The organism is Halorubellus litoreus (assembly GCF_055378595.1).
Genome location: NZ_AP043836.1, coordinates 3,292,242 through 3,307,275, shown reverse-complemented (window position 1 = coordinate 3,307,275; position 15,034 = coordinate 3,292,242). Strand labels below are relative to the sequence as shown.

Annotated in this window: 16 protein-coding genes; 10 read left to right on the top strand and 6 right to left on the bottom strand. The window is 65.4% G+C overall.

The features are described 5' to 3' along the window. Positions 1-70 precede the first annotated feature (70 nt). The 7 genes from ACZ48X_RS20870 to ACZ48X_RS20840 all read left to right on the top strand — a co-directional run bounded on the left by ACZ48X_RS20870 (position 71) and on the right by ACZ48X_RS20840 (position 7,372). Complete coding sequence (locus ACZ48X_RS20870) at positions 71-976, top strand: hypothetical protein (protein WP_336350568.1); 906 nt, start codon at positions 71-73, stop codon at positions 974-976. 1,072 nt (positions 977-2,048) lie between these two features. Continuing rightward, positions 2,049-2,480, top strand: a complete 432-nt coding sequence (locus tag ACZ48X_RS20865; RefSeq protein ID WP_336350569.1) for a DUF5805 domain-containing protein — start codon at positions 2,049-2,051, stop codon at positions 2,478-2,480. Further along, complete coding sequence (locus ACZ48X_RS20860; protein ID WP_336350570.1) at positions 2,477-3,553, top strand: tyrosine-type recombinase/integrase; 1,077 nt, start codon at positions 2,477-2,479, stop codon at positions 3,551-3,553. Before ACZ48X_RS20865 ends, ACZ48X_RS20860 begins: the two co-directional genes overlap by 4 nt. A gap of 460 nt (positions 3,554-4,013) precedes the next feature. Further along, a complete protein-coding gene (locus tag ACZ48X_RS20855) occupies positions 4,014-4,286 on the top strand; it encodes a hypothetical protein (protein ID WP_336350571.1) in 273 nt (90 codons plus the stop codon). Between the two features lie 81 nt (positions 4,287-4,367). Next, entirely contained in the window at positions 4,368-4,964 is a 597-nt protein-coding gene (locus tag ACZ48X_RS20850) for a helix-turn-helix domain-containing protein (RefSeq protein ID WP_336350572.1), read from the top strand. Positions 4,965-5,067: 103 nt separating this feature from the next. Further along, a complete protein-coding gene (locus tag ACZ48X_RS20845) occupies positions 5,068-6,429 on the top strand; it encodes a dihydrolipoyl dehydrogenase family protein (RefSeq protein ID WP_336350573.1) in 1,362 nt (453 codons plus the stop codon). A 130-nt stretch (positions 6,430-6,559) separates the two neighbouring features. After that, a complete protein-coding gene (locus tag ACZ48X_RS20840) occupies positions 6,560-7,372 on the top strand; it encodes a hypothetical protein (RefSeq protein WP_336350574.1) in 813 nt (270 codons plus the stop codon). A gap of 34 nt (positions 7,373-7,406) precedes the next feature. Here the strand turns inward: ACZ48X_RS20840 and ACZ48X_RS20835 are convergent, their stop codons facing one another. The 6 genes from ACZ48X_RS20835 to ACZ48X_RS20810 all read right to left on the bottom strand — a co-directional run bounded on the left by ACZ48X_RS20835 (position 7,407) and on the right by ACZ48X_RS20810 (position 11,917). Continuing rightward, positions 7,407-7,859 carry an HTH domain-containing protein gene (locus ACZ48X_RS20835; RefSeq protein WP_336350575.1) on the bottom strand — a complete coding sequence of 151 codons (453 nt, stop codon included), beginning with the start codon at positions 7,857-7,859 and terminating at the stop codon, positions 7,407-7,409. Positions 7,860-7,862: 3 nt separating this feature from the next. Continuing rightward, entirely contained in the window at positions 7,863-8,891 is a 1,029-nt protein-coding gene (locus ACZ48X_RS20830; RefSeq protein WP_336350576.1) for a patatin-like phospholipase family protein, read from the bottom strand. After that, positions 8,884-9,798: an SDR family oxidoreductase gene (locus ACZ48X_RS20825; RefSeq protein ID WP_336350577.1), complete on the bottom strand. Its 915-nt coding sequence runs from the start codon at positions 9,796-9,798 to the stop codon at positions 8,884-8,886. The genes ACZ48X_RS20830 and ACZ48X_RS20825 overlap by 8 nt, the downstream gene beginning before the upstream one ends. A gap of 94 nt (positions 9,799-9,892) precedes the next feature. Then, positions 9,893-10,822, bottom strand: a complete 930-nt coding sequence (locus tag ACZ48X_RS20820) for a sulfite exporter TauE/SafE family protein (protein WP_336350578.1) — start codon at positions 10,820-10,822, stop codon at positions 9,893-9,895. A gap of 56 nt (positions 10,823-10,878) precedes the next feature. Continuing rightward, the gene (locus tag ACZ48X_RS20815) at positions 10,879-11,436 is read right to left on the bottom strand and encodes a carboxymuconolactone decarboxylase family protein (protein ID WP_336350579.1); all 558 of its coding nucleotides are present in this window, start codon (positions 11,434-11,436) and stop codon (positions 10,879-10,881) included. Positions 11,437-11,491: 55 nt separating this feature from the next. Then, positions 11,492-11,917 (bottom strand): hypothetical protein, encoded by a 426-nt coding sequence (locus ACZ48X_RS20810; protein ID WP_336350580.1) that lies wholly within the window; start codon positions 11,915-11,917, stop codon positions 11,492-11,494. A gap of 350 nt (positions 11,918-12,267) precedes the next feature. On the opposite strand from ACZ48X_RS20810, the gene ACZ48X_RS20805 reads away from it, so the two are divergent. From ACZ48X_RS20805 to ACZ48X_RS20795, 3 genes are read left to right on the top strand one after another with little or no spacing between them, the layout of a single operon-like run. Continuing rightward, on the top strand, positions 12,268-13,320 hold the full coding sequence (locus ACZ48X_RS20805) for an ABC transporter substrate-binding protein (RefSeq protein WP_336350581.1): 1,053 nt from the start codon (positions 12,268-12,270) through the stop codon (positions 13,318-13,320). Continuing rightward, positions 13,310-14,113, top strand: coding sequence for an ABC transporter permease (locus ACZ48X_RS20800; protein WP_336350582.1), 804 nt, complete (start codon positions 13,310-13,312; stop codon positions 14,111-14,113). Before ACZ48X_RS20805 ends, ACZ48X_RS20800 begins: the two co-directional genes overlap by 11 nt. 2 nt (positions 14,114-14,115) lie before the next feature. Beyond that, positions 14,116-14,958: an ABC transporter ATP-binding protein gene (locus ACZ48X_RS20795; RefSeq protein ID WP_336350583.1), complete on the top strand. Its 843-nt coding sequence runs from the start codon at positions 14,116-14,118 to the stop codon at positions 14,956-14,958. Positions 14,959-15,034: the final 76 nt, after the last annotated feature.

The following is a 15,034-nucleotide window of genomic DNA, read 5'->3' as shown; positions in this document are numbered from 1 at the left end:
ATAGCGGTCCGTTGCACTGCCTACGCTCGAAACGCAATCTGTTTACAGTCGAGACGATAGGTGTCGAGTGATGACAGCGACCGTCTCCGTCGCGGTTCCGCGCAAAGGCCGGCCACTGGAGGCCGTCCTGGAGCGGCTCGCGGCCCGCACCGGCGATACGAACCTCGCCGACGACGTGATCTCGACGCTTCGCTACGAGAAAGCGGTCACGAAAGGGTCGAAGCGAGAGCATCGGGACGTGTACCAGCGGTTGCGAGCGTACAGCGACATCGACGATGCGAGTGCACCGGAGTTCACGCTCCTCCGGGACGACCGCGAGGGATTCCCGCGACGCGTCGTGTTCGACAGCGTCACGTTCACGAGCGACGACGTCGACATCCATCTGGTCGGTCGCGAGGAACCGTTCCGTGCGCTCCGCACGCATTCGTTCGCGCTCGGGTTCGATAGCGCGGACCTCGTCCTGGAGGAGGTCGTCGGCCTCACGCCGGACCCGCTCGAGGACCTCGCAGGTGTGAACGAACGTATCGACCCGCACGATACGGACGTTCGCGTCGTCACGGGTCTCGGCGACACCGTCTATCACACGTTGATGGCGACGCCGGAGGCTATCGAGGGGTCGTCGCGGTCGACGCTCGACCGCGGGTTCGTCGCGGCCTACGAGGGCGAGCTCTGTATCTCGCCGCGCTACGAGCGCCTCGTCGAGGCCGTGCTCGGGACGGATGCGGTCGAGGACGTCGCGTTCACGTACGCCGAGGATGGTCGCGAGGAGGAGGCCGCGATCGCCGACTCGGGTGTTGGCGTCTACCTCACGATGAGCGGCTCGACGGCGCGAGACCACGGGCTGGAGCTCGGTGAACGGTTGTTCCCGAGCGAGACGGTCCTGATGTCGAACACCGCCGAGATCGACGAGGCGGCAGAACGCGCCATCTCCCTGTTCGAATCCGCGGAGTTGGACTCCGAGCTGGTCGTGCAGTAGGCTCAGTTCTCGACTCGTTCTCGCTCGCCACGAGCCCTTCGTTCGATATAGCGTCATAGGATTTACGAGACTGGTCTCGGACGCCCCACGGGTCTGAATTTGGACAGCGCCAGACCCCCGACACCGACAGGAACGCCTGAGAAGCCGCTGACGCGCGTTCGTCGGCGAACGCACATAGACGAGGGATACCGACCAGATACCGTCCACGAACGCCTGCTGGACGTGCTACTGGCGAGAGTGACGGCCGCGCGCGGCGTCTCAGCAGCGTCACTCGTGGAGAGCCAGTGCTCGCAACACGTACGGGTTCCAGCACCAACGAGCGACTGACTCGAATCGGTGGTTACTCCGACCGTGGTGGCAGCACCCCCCTCGACTACCCGACCGTCGCCGACCAATCCATCCCCCGCCGACCGAGGGGCTCCCTGAACACTCGAACCGTGCGGCTGTGGACCGAGCAGGACGCCGTCGACCGCGATGAGTCATCGCGGTGTCGACGCCCATCTCAATTGGATCGCTTGCGACTGACGGCCCGTGCACCGACCAAACGTACCAGATTCCATAACTGACGTGTGCGTGCATTCTGGAAGCAACACCGACACACACTACGAGAACGCGTTGTCTCCAACGCAACGAATACTCTGGTATACATCCGTTTCTATAGCACCATAGGGCGCAAATTGTGGTTCTACGCGATTGCATATGCGTGCAATCGGGGCGAGTTCGAAGTCCTATAGCGTAGGATAAGGTCTTTTATCTCCTGCTGTGGGATTAGATACTTGTGGGTGGGGTGAGAGCGTTCGAGCGTGACCGAACGCGACGACGCTCGCGGGTGGTGGGCGGAGCTACCAGATAGAGAACATACTTCGAAGCGGGTGCAATCGGCGGTCGATTGTCGTCGACCAGGCAGTGATTGGCCGCTCTGGAAGTGGACCAGTGGTGGAGGCTTCGAGAGCAGAGAATTCACCGGTCGAGATGGCCGCTCGACCCCGGGGTCGTGGAGCGCCGTCTTCGGTGCCCGAACCCCAGGGGTTTCAGGCCCGAAACCGGGTTCGATTTCGGGGGGTGTGCGGCGGTGAACGAACCCGACGTCGAGCGCGCCGTGGTGAAGACGTACGTCCCGGCGTACCAGAAGGACGCCTGGATCGAGCACGCCGACCGCCTCGACATGAGCCAGAGCGAGTTCGTCCGGACGATGGTGCAGGCCGGCCGCCGCGACTTCGCGGTCGATGGCTTCCCGGAGGCAGCCGACGACACGGCAGCGGCGGACCGGGAAGGCACCGCATCGAGTGACGCACCCGAGGACGACGCGGACGACGCCCGCGGCGAGTTCGAGGACCGCGTGTACGCGCTCCTCCGCGAGGAGACGCGGTCCTGGGACGACCTCCTGGAGGCAGTCACCGACGACGTCGAGGGGCGACTCGAGGACGCGCTCCAGTCGCTGCAGGCGTCGAACAAGGTCGTGTACAGCGGGCGTAACGGCGGATACGAGGCGGTCGAGGAATGAGCGAGACGGACGCCGACGCGGAGGGTCACGGGTCGACCGACGACCTCGACCTCGTGGACCACTACCTGGAGGACCAGCGCTTCCACGGGAAGGCCGAGCGGACGCGAGCGTCCTACGAGCGCGTGCTCAGGGACTTCGAGGCGTTCCTCGCGGACCCAGAGCGCGGGCCAGGCGGCCGGTCGACGACGCCCGACGCGGTCGATCGCCGCGAGTGCATGGCGTGGGTGCACGCACTCCGAGATACTCACGCCCCGAGCACGGTCGCGTCGTACGCCTCCTACGTGCATCGGTTCTACGCGTACATGACGCAGGTCGGCGAGCTCGACGAGAACCCGATGGCGCTCGTCGTCGAGGAGATGGACGAGGCGATCGACCCGGACCCGACGCGTCGCGACGTCTCGCTCGACGAGATGCGGGCGTTCGTCGCGACCGTCACGCATCCCCTGGAACGAGCGGTTATCGTGACGTTACTGAAGACGGGGATGCGTGTCGGCGAGTGCTGTAACCTCGACCTCCGGGACCTACAGCTCCCGGATTCGACGGCGAGAGCGGCGTTCGACGTCGATCAGCGCGTTCACCTGGATGGTCGTGGGCCGTCGCTGTACGTCTCTTCGGAGCCGTCGCGGGGGGCGGTCGTGAACGGCGAGGAGCGATACGAATCGAACAAACGCAAGCGCGATACGGTCGTGCCCGTGGACGACGAGCTCCGGACGGTCCTCGAGGCGTGGCTTGCGGTCCGGCCGGACGCGCGGTCCGATGCTGAGCCGTTGTTCGTGGACACGAGCGAGGAGTGGGGCGAGCGTCTTCGGGCGAGTGGCGTGCGGTCGTTCGTCACGCGGCACGCTCGCGACGCCGGCTGGTATCGGACGGGTGGTGGGGCGAGCGAGAACGTCACCCCGCATTACTTCCGGCACTTCTTCACGACGCACCTCCGGGACCGGACGGGCGACCGCGGGGTCGTCAAGTACCTTCGTGGGGACGTCGCGAGCGACGTCATCGACACCTACACGCACGACTGGGGGTCCCGCATCGCGGACGTCTACGACCAGCATATTTACTCGATAATCGAGTAATCCGGGGGGCGGATATACTCCGGATAAATCAAATAACGCTATACGAAACCCGGGAGTTCTGTTCCGCCACAACCTCGGAGGATAGAATTGATGCGTGCCTTCTAACCATCTCTGCTTGTTCAGAACTAAACTATATCGGCGTGTGCAGCCGTGTTACACGCCCGCTCAACCAATAATGGTTATCGGAACCTATCGAAGAGAGACGACCCTATGGCGACCGTTTCTCATACTTCAACCGACGAAGCCGTAACGAATATTACGCACACAACCAGTCTCGACGGACGAGTACCGATGGGCTACGACTGTCGGGGGTACACACAGCCAGTGAGTCCTGGTCGGCGAAGGAGGAACGCATGCTCGTTCATCCAGGTCGGTTCGAAACGCTGCGACCCACACGGGTTCGGTATTCGACACCTTGGCCTGCTGTTCAACTTGACCTGGTGAGGAGAACACCATCAAGATGCCCCTAGACCGACGTACCGTCCTGGAGGCGCTCGCTGCTGAGACCGATGCGGCGACACCGGAGACGACCCCCCTCAAGTCACTCGCCGAGACGCTAAACGCGGACCTGTCCTCCGTCCGCACCCACATCCAGGCGCTCGAAGCGTGTTCCCTGGCCCGAATCGAGGGCGACGAGCACGTCCGGGTGACGGTCACCGGCGAAGAGTTGCTCGCTCTCGACACCGACGACGCGATCGTAGTCGACCCATCTCTCCTCGACGACGTCGACTGACTGCGCATCCCCGAGCGGTGTTCGGGGGTGGTCTTTATCAGGACGCCGTGCATCCGCTTTCGTAGTGGAAGTGGACGAGTGATGTCCGAGAACGAAGGTACTGCATCGGCCTCTGATTCCGACGAGGTAACGTACGACCCCGAGAACAGCCAGTACAACCTCTACGAGTGTTCCGACTGCGACAACGTCGTCCTGACGATTGGCCGCGACGAGCCGCCGATGTCCTGTCACGACGAACCGATGGAGCGCATCACGGACATCGAGATGCGGGTCAAACAGCCCGATGTGAAGCAGGTGCTCCTCGAAGCGTTCGGACTGCCGAAGGCGGGCCTCGACATCTGTCTGTGCGTCATCGGTGACGGCCCGCTGTCCGCGAACGAGGTCGCCGAAACGCTCGGCTACGACAGGAGCACCGTCACCCGATACCTCAACAAACTCGTCGAACTCGGACTACTGCAGCGGTCCGAACTGAACCGCGAACAGGGCGGTGTCGTGAACGTGTATCACTCCATCGACCTCGAACAGATGCGGCGAGACACCCTCATCGGGTTCTACGTCTGGGCGGGCGAAGCCGCCGAACTCATCGAGGACGCGAACCTCACGAAGCGCGACTACCTCGAGGAGAACCCGGACCAGGATCTGCCCGACGTCTTCTGGGACTCCCTGACCGAGGACTGAGCAACACGCCCGACGTCGACGACGGTCGGGGAGTGCTGTCGGGCGTGCAACGCGCTTGAATCACCGACAGACGTTCTTATCGGTCGCCGTCGAACCGTGCTGTATGGCTGATTTCGACGTTCTCGTGATCGGCGGTGGCACTGGCAACAACGTCGCTGCGGCGGCAGCCGACGCTGGACTACGGACGGCTCTCGTCGAACCCGGCCCGCTCGGCGGCACCTGCCTGAACCGCGGCTGCAACCCCTCGAAGATGCTCCTGCAGGCAGCCGAGGCCGTCCACGACGTGCACGATGCAGAACGCTTTCACGTGAACGCAACGCTCGATAGCGTCGACCACGCCGCGGTCGTCGACGAGATGGAATCGCTCCTCGGCGGAATCGCCGAGGACATGGAGGCCCGTTACCGCGAGAAGGAGAACCTCACGTTGTTCACGGAGTACACGGAGTTCGTCGACGAGCGGACGGTCGAACTCGACGGGGAACGAGTGACGGCCGACAAGGTCGTCGTTGCTGCTGGCAGTCGACCGATCGTCCCACCCATCGACGGCCTCGACGATATCGACTACCTGACGAGCCAGGACGCCCTCTCGCTCCGGGAGACCCCCGACAGCCTCGTCATGCTCGGCGGCGGGTACATCGCCGTCGAACTCGGGTACTTCTTCGAGGCGATGGGGACCGACGTGACCGTCGTCGAGATGATGGACTCGCTCGTCCCGCGCGAGGACGGCGACGTCGCCGAGGCGTTCACCGAGATCGCGTCCGAGCGCCACGACGTCTACACCGGGCATCGCGTGACGGCGGTCGACGAGACCGGTACCGGCTACGCCGTCCACGCCGAGACCGAGGCCGGGGAGGTGGCGACCGTCGAAGGCAGCGAGGTGCTCGTCGCACTCGGCCGCCGCCCCAACACCGATACGCTGAACCTCGACGCGGCCGGCATCGCGGTCGACGACAACGGGTTCGTCGAGACGAACGAGCACCTCGAGACGTCAGCCGAGGGCGTCTGGGCGCAAGGCGACATCGCGGGGAACGCGCTGTTCAAACACTCGGGCGACTACGAGACCCAGCACACGGTCGCGAACGTCGTCCACGACGAGCACCGCGAGCTCGACCTCTCCGCGATGCCCCATACCATCTTCACCGAGCCGCAGGTCGCCGGCGTCGGCGCGACCGAGGACGAACTCGCAGAAGAAGGCGCCGAGTACGCCGTCGGGCGAGCGGACTACGCGGACTCGGCGATGGGACGTGCGAAGAAGCTCGACGACGGATTCGTGAAGGTACTCGCCACTCCGGACGGCGAAATTCTGGGCGCGCACGCGCTCGGCTACGAGGCGTCGGCGTTGCTGCACGAGGTCGTCGTCGCGAAGCGGAACGACGTCACCGTCGCCGAGATGGCCGACACCATCCACGCACACCCGACGTTGAACAAGATCGTCGAAAGTGCGTTCCAAGACGTCGGCGAGTGACGAGGGATTCGACTCGGGTCACGGGCCAGATACCGACCGCGAAAGCGATGCATCAGGCTCCCCGTGGACTGTGCTAGACGTCCGTCTTCGATCGGTTCGCGGCCGACTGACGGCGCTCCGAGCGGCAGCGATGGACCTCTTCTCGCAGGAGCTGTCGCCGTCGACGGGGTACGTCGCGACGCTCCTGAACGGGTGCCTGTTCGCGCCGTCGCTGTTGACGTTCTGGCTCGTCAACGGCTTGCTGGACTTCTCGACCGCACTGACCATCGGCGCGGTGGCCACGCCCGCCGGACTCCAGCTCCGCCTGCTCGCGTACCTGTTGCTCGTCCCGGTGTTCTTCGCGCTCCGCGTCGCCATCCACCTCCTCCATCCGACTCACCGACGCCAGATCCTCGCCGGCACCTGCCCGAACGCCCGCTACCTCAGCCTCGACTGGTTCAGCATGGGCATCCTCGCAACCGGCCTCCCACTCGCACTACAGGACTTCGGACCTTGGATCGGCATGAACGCAGTGTTCATCGCTGGCGTGTTCCTCGCGCCGAGAGCGATGCGTCCACGCCGCGGTCGCGTCGTCAAGCTCACCGCAATCGCGGGCGGGATCGTGCTCTTCCTCTACGCGAAGTACGGCGCACTCGTTCCACTCCTACCCGCTCCAGGGCTGGTAGTGGGGCCGATAGCGACGCTCCAGCTCACCGACCCTACGACGACGTGGCTATTGGCCGTCGTCAACAGTCTCGTCGTCGGACCGGTTATCGTCGGAGCCGTGGGCGTCGTCATGAATCACGTGTTGACGCGGCCAGAGCTCACCGACCTGCCGTTCGTGGCGCACGCGATGCCGCGCCGCGACCCTGACGCGGTCGTGGTCGCGAGCGCCGCCCTCGGGACGGCGTTCTACCTGCTCGTCGTCGCAGCAGCCACCGGCCAGCTCGCGCTGTTACCCTGACAAGGCGGACGCTGCCAGCCGTCGAGCGGTGCGTTCAGTCGTCCTCGATGGCGGGGTCGAGGCGCGCGACGCACTCCGCGGCGGTGTTCGTGCCGTCCTCGTTCGTGCACGGGAAGACGGCGACGAGGTCGTCACGGTCGTACACGGCGAGGCACTGGAGGGGAAGGTGGACGACCTCCTCCGCGTGTTCGGATACCAGCGTCGTCCGCTCCCGGTACCGGAACGCTGGTTCGAGACTGTGGCCGTTGCAGGCGGCCCACGATTCGAACGCCTCGATGCGGTCGTGAACGAGCGACTCGCCGTCTTCGGGCGGCGAGGCCGGGACCGACCGCCCCCACGTGTGTATCGAGACGTCCGCCAGGACACCGGTGGCTTCGAGCTCGCGGAGGGTCGCAACGGTCTCGCGACGCCCGTTGCCCGGCGGTGGCGAGCGCTCTCGCGTCCACACCTCCACGCGCAGCGTTCGGTCCGCGACTTCGTCCAGCACTCGCTACACCTCTCGTTCGACCGCGGGCGGCGTGCTCGACCGGAACTCCGCGGCCCGCTGCTCGCCGAGGTCCATCAGTTCCGCGAGGAACCCCGGCGACCGGTCGACCTTCGTCGAGCAGTGATACGTCTCCCCCATCGAGATGCGTCGCACCGTCACCTTCGAGAAGTCGCTCTCGGGGAGGTGCCCCTCGTCGACCCAGTCGTTGACACGCTCGACGACGCGCAGTTCCTGATTGAGCGAGATGTTCCCCGAGAGCTCGTTCCGTCGGTCCGCTATCTCCTCCAGGGACGTCGGTTCTCCCTCCCGTTCCTGGGGATTGATCTGGATGACCCACAGCTCATCGGGCTTCCGGTCGGCGTCGACGCTCAACAGGTCGTCTATCGGCGGGTTCTGGGAGAACAAGCCGTCCCAGTGATAGTGCCCGTCGATCTTCACTGCCTCGAACATCGACGGCACGGCCGCGGACGCGAGGATGGCCGTCGGCGTCACCGCCTCGTTCGTGAACGTCTCGAAGATACCTGCGTTGATGTTGACGGTCCCGACGACCAGTTCGGGCGTCTCACGCCCGCAGAGGTCCGGGACCGCGTCGAAGTCGATGTGTCGCTCGAGGGTCTCCCTGATCTCCTTCTTCCCGAGTTCCGCCCCTGGGACGTCGTAGGGGCTGACCTGGAGCATCGGCACGCCGGCGCTCCCCAGCCGGTTCAGCCCGACGACGAAGTCGTTCACGAACCGGTCGGAGACGCTCGACGCGGAGAGGTCCTCCCAGATGGCATCTAGGAGCGAGATGGCTTTCGCCTCGTCGCCCGTCACAAGTCCGTACCACGCCGCGAGCGCGTTGAACGCGCCACCGGAGGTGCCGCTGATACCGACGAGTTCGTGGTCGTCATCCCACTCCCGGAGCAGTCCCTTCAGCACGCCCGCAGTGAACGCTGTATGGCTCCCACCGCCCTGGCACGCGATGGCGACACGGGTCGGGTCGTCCGCCGCCTCTCCCTCCGCAGCCGACTCGTCCATGGCGGTATCACTCATAGGTCGTCGTGTAGCCGCCGTCCCAGAGCATGTCGCCGCCGTTCAGGTGCCGTCCGTGCTGTGAGAACCCGAACACGAACAGGTTCGCCACCGCTGCGGGCGTCATCATCTCCTTCGTGCGAGCCTGCCCCAGCATGACGTCCTCGACGACCTCGCGCTCGGAGATACCGCGCTCGGTGGCGGTGTCCTCGATCTGGTCGACCATCAGCGGCGTCAGGACGTACCCGACGCTCACGGAGAACCCCCGAAGGGTGCCCCCGCCTTCCGCAGCGATCGACTTCGTCAAGCCCTCCAGGCCGTGTTTGGCGGTGATGTACGCGGGCTTGTCCTGGGTCGCGTAGTGGCCGTGCACCGAGGACATGTTCCCGATGGCGCCGACGCCATCACCGGACTGCGTCCGGTCGCTCGAGGCGTCGTCCGACGACTCGTCGTCGTCGGTGTCGCGGATGTGTTGCATCGCCAGTTTCGAGATGAGAAACGGCGACCGGAGCATGATGTCGAGCATGAGGTCGTACCTCTCCATCGGGAACTCGGCGATGGAGGCGATGTGCTGCATTCCGGCGACGTTCGCGACGAACCGGAGGTCGCCGGCGTCGGCGGCGGTGTCTATCATCGACTCGACGGCGACGTCGTCGGTCAGGTCCGCGGCGACTGGCTCGATTGAGCCTGGCGCGTCGACGTCGTCCGCGAGTGCGACGGTCTCGTCGAGGCCGTCCTCGTCGATGTCCGCGGCGACGACCGTCAGGCCGTTCGCCGCCAACGCCACCGCGAGTGCCTGCCCGATGCCGGAGGCACCGCCCGTGACGACCGCGACGGACTCCGGGCCGAAGTACGGGTCCTCGAGGACGAGGAGGTCGTCCGCTGCAAGCGTCGGTTCGGATAACTCGAAGTCGTCGTCGGTTGGCATACGTACGCACTCGTAGGCTGGCTGCGCGTATAGGGGTACGTCGGGTGTGCAACGCCGGGACAATGAGGGGCGTCGGGAGAGCGGTGGCGGTGGGTCAGGCGAGGAACTCGCTCGCGAGGACGATGACGCCCACGATCGAGAAGACGACGCCGAGCGCGGGTTCCATGACCTCGCTGGGGACGTGCTTGCCGACGCGCGTCCCGACGGTGCCGCCGATGAGGACGCCGGGGATGGACCACGCGACGATGTGGACGGGGAACGCGTCGACGGAGACGGCGTGAACGGCCGCGCCGGCGATGGCGGCGATGGCGAGGACGAACACGCTCGTCGCGACCGCGACCCGCGGCGGCATCCGACAGCGGACGATGAGCTGCGTCGTCGTCACCTCGGGAAGGCCGGCGCTGATGATGCCGGTGATGAAGCCGCCGGCGGTCGCCAGCGCGACACCTGGCGGCCGCCAGCAGGTGTCGTAGTCGAACGTCTCACCGTCCGCGGCCTCGATCGTCGTCTTCCCGCGGCCGTCGTTCTTCTTCTTGAGGTACTCGCCCTCGCACTCGCCGGGCTCGCACTTCTCGGGCGGGTCGTAGTACACGAGGAACCCGCCCAGGAGGAGGAGGCCGGCGCCGAACGCGAGCTTGAGGAGCGTCGTCGGAACGAGATGTGCGGCGAACGCACCGACGACGGTCGCGGGAACCGCACCGACCAGCAACCACTTTGCGGTCCGGTAGTCGACGACGCGCTGTCGGACGTAGTTCAACAGGCCGTTCCCCATGCCGAACACCTCGGTCATGAGGCCGGCGCCGATGGCCGTGGCGGGCGGGAGGCCGACGACGAGCATGAAGAACGGACTGAAGAACAGCGCACCGGAGACGCCGGATGCGAGCGCGACCAGCGAGAACACGATTGACGCGGGGAACACCCACCAGTGCGCGAGGAACTCGTCGACGGGAAAGCTCTCGGGACCCGGGAGCGTCTGCGCGAGCGCGACTCCGTCGCCGACCAATGCGAACGTGAGCAGGGGCACGACGAGCACGGCTCCAGCGACTGCCCAACTCGTAGACGTGAGACGACGACCTCGCATCAGTCGAACAGTTCGGCGACGATTGCGTCCTCGGGAATCCACCCGACGAACTCGCCGCCCTCGAAGGGGATGTCGGTGGCCGCGATGTAGTTACAGAGGCCGACGTAGAAGTCCACGAGCAACCCGAGCGCAACGATTTCACTGTTCGAGTAGTAGTGCGTCAGGGCGTCGTGTATCTGGTCGGTGACGGTGCCGGACTCGACGGCGCGCGCGTACTGGAGAAGGACGTACTCGGCGTCGTCGAACCCCGAGAAGTCGCCGCCGCCGATGGCGCGCATCTCGTCGATAGTGACTCCCTTGTCGCGGGCGATGTCGACGTGCTGGTGCCACTCGTAGCGAGCGCCCCGAGCCCGGGCGACGGTGAGGATGACGAGTTCCTTGCGTCGCTGCCCGAGCTGGTCGTAGAGGACGTTCAGATACTCGAGCGTCGCCTCGAGTACCTCGGGGTTGTGCGCCCAGATGCGGAAGATGTGGCGGTCGCCGAGGTACTCGTCGGTGAACAGGTGCTCGTATTCGTCCGGTATCTCGTCTCGGTCCAGGAGCGGTAAGCGTGACATGTGTTGCTGTCGGTTGCGGTTTCGTGGTTCGAGTGCTATTCGTGGGAGACCTTGGTTATCCGAGGACGCCGGCACCGAGGAATGCACCGAGGACGACGCCGTAGATGACGTGGACCGTACCGAACATCATCATCATGCCCTTGTCGGGTTCGATGCCGATGACGCCTCGCATCCAGAACAGCATCCCGCCGATCATGAGGACGATGCCGTAGACGAGGCCGAGGCCGACGGCGACGAGGATGGACGACAGTTCGAGACCGACTATCGGAACGCCGACGGCGAACACGGCACCGGCACCGATGCCGTACAGGAGGTGCAATAGCATCCCGGGCATCGCGTACTCCTCGGGATCGCCACCAGCGAACTTCGCGACGAGGCCAGCCGTCGGCGGCGGGCTGTCGTCGCCCAGCACCATCATGAAGACGGTCATCACGATCGTCGCAACGAGTCCACCGGCCAGCCCTGCAGTGAGTGAAGCCATAGTGTGTGAGTGCACAGAGACGCGATATCACCTAAACCGTAGTGCGGTCGTTGAAGCCCGCTGCACACCCGCGGCAGCTACCATCGAAAGAAGGAGAGATTATTACCTCTAGCTCGGTCAGGCAGCTACCTTGTCAGTATCCGTCGAGGAGAGGTAGCCCGACGCACTCCGGTGGTCTCGGAAGCACAAGTTTCGGTTACCATCGCGTAACCTCGTACGTGCTCGTGGTAGAAACCACACGACTGCGACCAGCCCTCTCCAGATGGACGCGGGTTCCAGTGACGTCGTGGACACCGGTAAGGCCTACTCTGGTTGCAACGGTTAACCCCGTCACGGGCCCGTTGTTATCCATGACTCCATCAGAACACTCTCGTCGTAACTTCCTCCGTACCGGCGCTGCAGCGACCGCCGGCATCACCACCGGACTCGCCGGCTGTCTGAATCTCGGGGGCGGTTCGTCCCCGGATTCGCTCACGCTCGGCACGCTCAACGTCTTCCCGATGATGCAGTACTTCGTCATCGACCAGCAGGGCTGGTACGACGACCTCGGCCCCGATATCACGGTTCAAACGTTCGGCGGTGGCCCCCCGCTCGTCCAGGCGTACGCGTCCGGGAACATCGACTTCGCGTACGTCGGCATCAGCCCCGGACTCGTCGCCATCGCCAACGGCGTCTCCTCCAAGGTCGTCGCCGCGAACGTCCTCGAACCGAACGTCATGGTCGGCAGCCAGGAGTTCCGATCGTACTGGACCGACCACGGCGCCGACGCCTTCGAGCAGTTCCGCGCCGACAAGGGCCGCAAGCCGAAGTTCGCGACGCTTCCCGCCGGCTCCACGCCCGACGTCTTCCTGCGGTACTGGATCACGGAGGTGCTCGGCCTGAGCCTCGACGTCGTCGAGATACTCGGCCAGAGCCCGAGCGCGCTCCAATCGACGCTCTCGACGGGGAACGCCGACGCGGGCAGCGCCATCGAGCCCGTCCCGACGCTCCTCAAGGAGAACCCCGACAGCGACATGCAACCGTTCAAATACGCTGGCGAGATCATGCCCGGACAACCCGGGGCCGTCCTCCAGCCCTCCCAGCGACTACTCGACGAGAACCCCGGTCTCGTCCAGGAGCTGGTGAACATCCACGTCCGCGCGACGTCGTTCATCCACGAGAACCGCACCGCTGCCGCCGAGATGGCGAGCGAGGTCATCGGGAGCGACATCCTCACGACGGACGTCGCCACCAAAGCCATCAACTCGCCGGCGTCGAACTTCATCTCGAACCCCAAGCGTATCGTGGACAAGTCGCTGGTCTACAACGACTTCCACCAGCAACTCGGCTCGGTCGATACGGACCTCGCGGAGAGCGACGTCTTCGACCACAGCTATTACGAGGAGGCGAGCAGTGGCGAGTAGCACCGAGACCGACACCGACCCCGCTGGGTACCCCACGGGGAGACTCGGCTATGACCAGGGTCGGTCCATCGGCATCCAACTTGCGGCCCTTGTCGGGTTCGTCCTCGTCTGGTGGGCCGGTGCGCTCGTCACACCCCAGAATCTCCTCCCGCAACCGCCAGCGGTCCTCGAGGTCCTCGTCGCCGACGTCAGCTCCGGGCTCGTCTTCGAACTGACCGTCCAGAGCCTCCGCCACTACGTCCCCGGATTGCTCGTCGGCTCCGCGTTCGGGATGGCCGTCGGCGTCCTCGTCGGTTGGTCCGAAACCGTCGACCTCTCCGTCGGCACCGTCGCCAGCATCCTCCGTCCGGTGCCGCCGCTCGCGTGGATTCCCTTCGCCATCATCTGGTTCGGTCTCAACGACAGCGGGGCCGCGTTCATCATCGGCATCGTCGCGTTCTGGATCAACTACTACAACGCCGAGAGCGGCGTTCGGGGCGTCGACCAGCAACTCCTCGAAGTCGGGCAATCGCTCGGCACGAAGACCGACCTCGGGCTCATCCGGCGAGTCGTCCTGCCGTCCGCGCTCCCCGACCTCTTCACGGGCTTCCGAACCGCCGCCGGGCAGGCCTGGATGGTGATGGTCGCCGCGGAACTCCTGGGCGTGCCCGGCATCGGCAAGCACCTCTGGGACGCCGCGAACTTCCTCCAGATGCAGGTCGTCATCGCGTACATGCTCGTCATCGGCGTCCTGTTCCTCGCCTCGGACCGCCTCATCAAACTCCTCGAAGCCCGCATGCTCGCCTGGCGCTAACCATGACTCCGAACCACTCATCGACCGAGAACGACCCGGACGGCGAACCGACCGGCACCGACACGCATGCCGACGCAGCCACCGGCGAAACGCCACAGATAGCCGTCGCCGACGTCTCGAAGACGTTCCAGACCGACCGCGGCCCGGTCGAAGCCATCACCGACGTCACCTTCGACGTCGCACGCGGCGAGTTCGTCTCCATCGTCGGCCCATCGGGGTCGGGGAAATCGACCGCGTTCCGCATCATCGCCGGTCTCGAAACGCCGACCGACGGCGCCGTCCACGTCGACGGGACCCGCGTGACCGAACCCGGCCCCGACCGCGGCATGGTCTTCCAGGACGACGCGCTGTTCCCCTGGCGGACCGTCGCCGGCAACGTCCGGTACGGCCTGGAAGAGGTCGGTGCGCCTGAGGGATTCTCCGTCGACGAGCGCGTCCAGTACTGTCTGGAACTCGTCGGCCTCACCGACAAAGCCGACGCGTACCCGAAGGAACTCTCGGGCGGGCAGCGCCAGCGCGTCGGCATCGCACGCGCACTCGCCGTCGACCCCCCGATACTCCTGATGGACGAACCGTTCGGGAGCGTCGACGCCCGCACGCGCACCACGCTCCACAGGGAACTCCTCGACATCTGGGCGGCGACCCGGAAGACCATCTGCTTCGTGACCCACGACATCGAGGAAGCCGTCTACCTCTCCGACCGCATCGTCGTGTTCTCCGACGCGCCAGGGACCGTCCGCGACGTCGTCACCGTCGACCTCGACAGACCGCGGGACCGGACCGGCGACGCCTTCACCGACATCAAGGCCCGCGTGCTCTCGTACTTCGAGGACGAACCTGGCTGACTCCTACTCGAACACCCCCATGTACTGCCCGAGTCAGTCGCCCCTACCTCTAGTTTCAATACGAACGAGCCGAAGT

Bases quoted from the DNA above. Each gene is read 5' to 3' on its own strand.
- ACZ48X_RS20805 (WP_336350581.1), top strand. From the start codon at position 12,268: ATGACTCCATCAGAACACTCTCGTCGTAACTTCCTCCGTACCGGCGCT.
- ACZ48X_RS20825 (WP_336350577.1), bottom strand. From the start codon at position 9,798: ATGCCAACCGACGACGACTTCGAGTTATCCGAACCGACGCTTGCAGCG.
- ACZ48X_RS20850 (WP_336350572.1), top strand. From the start codon at position 4,368: ATGTCCGAGAACGAAGGTACTGCATCGGCCTCTGATTCCGACGAGGTA.
- ACZ48X_RS20810 (WP_336350580.1), bottom strand. From the start codon at position 11,917: ATGGCTTCACTCACTGCAGGGCTGGCCGGTGGACTCGTTGCGACGATC.
- ACZ48X_RS20860 (WP_336350570.1), top strand. From the start codon at position 2,477: ATGAGCGAGACGGACGCCGACGCGGAGGGTCACGGGTCGACCGACGAC.
- ACZ48X_RS20840 (WP_336350574.1), top strand. From the start codon at position 6,560: ATGGACCTCTTCTCGCAGGAGCTGTCGCCGTCGACGGGGTACGTCGCG.
- ACZ48X_RS20815 (WP_336350579.1), bottom strand. From the start codon at position 11,436: ATGTCACGCTTACCGCTCCTGGACCGAGACGAGATACCGGACGAATAC.
- ACZ48X_RS20870 (WP_336350568.1), top strand. From the start codon at position 71: ATGACAGCGACCGTCTCCGTCGCGGTTCCGCGCAAAGGCCGGCCACTG.
- ACZ48X_RS20830 (WP_336350576.1), bottom strand. From the start codon at position 8,891: ATGAGTGATACCGCCATGGACGAGTCGGCTGCGGAGGGAGAGGCGGCG.
- ACZ48X_RS20795 (WP_336350583.1), top strand. From the start codon at position 14,116: ATGACTCCGAACCACTCATCGACCGAGAACGACCCGGACGGCGAACCG.
- ACZ48X_RS20855 (WP_336350571.1), top strand. From the start codon at position 4,014: ATGCCCCTAGACCGACGTACCGTCCTGGAGGCGCTCGCTGCTGAGACC.
- ACZ48X_RS20845 (WP_336350573.1), top strand. From the start codon at position 5,068: ATGGCTGATTTCGACGTTCTCGTGATCGGCGGTGGCACTGGCAACAAC.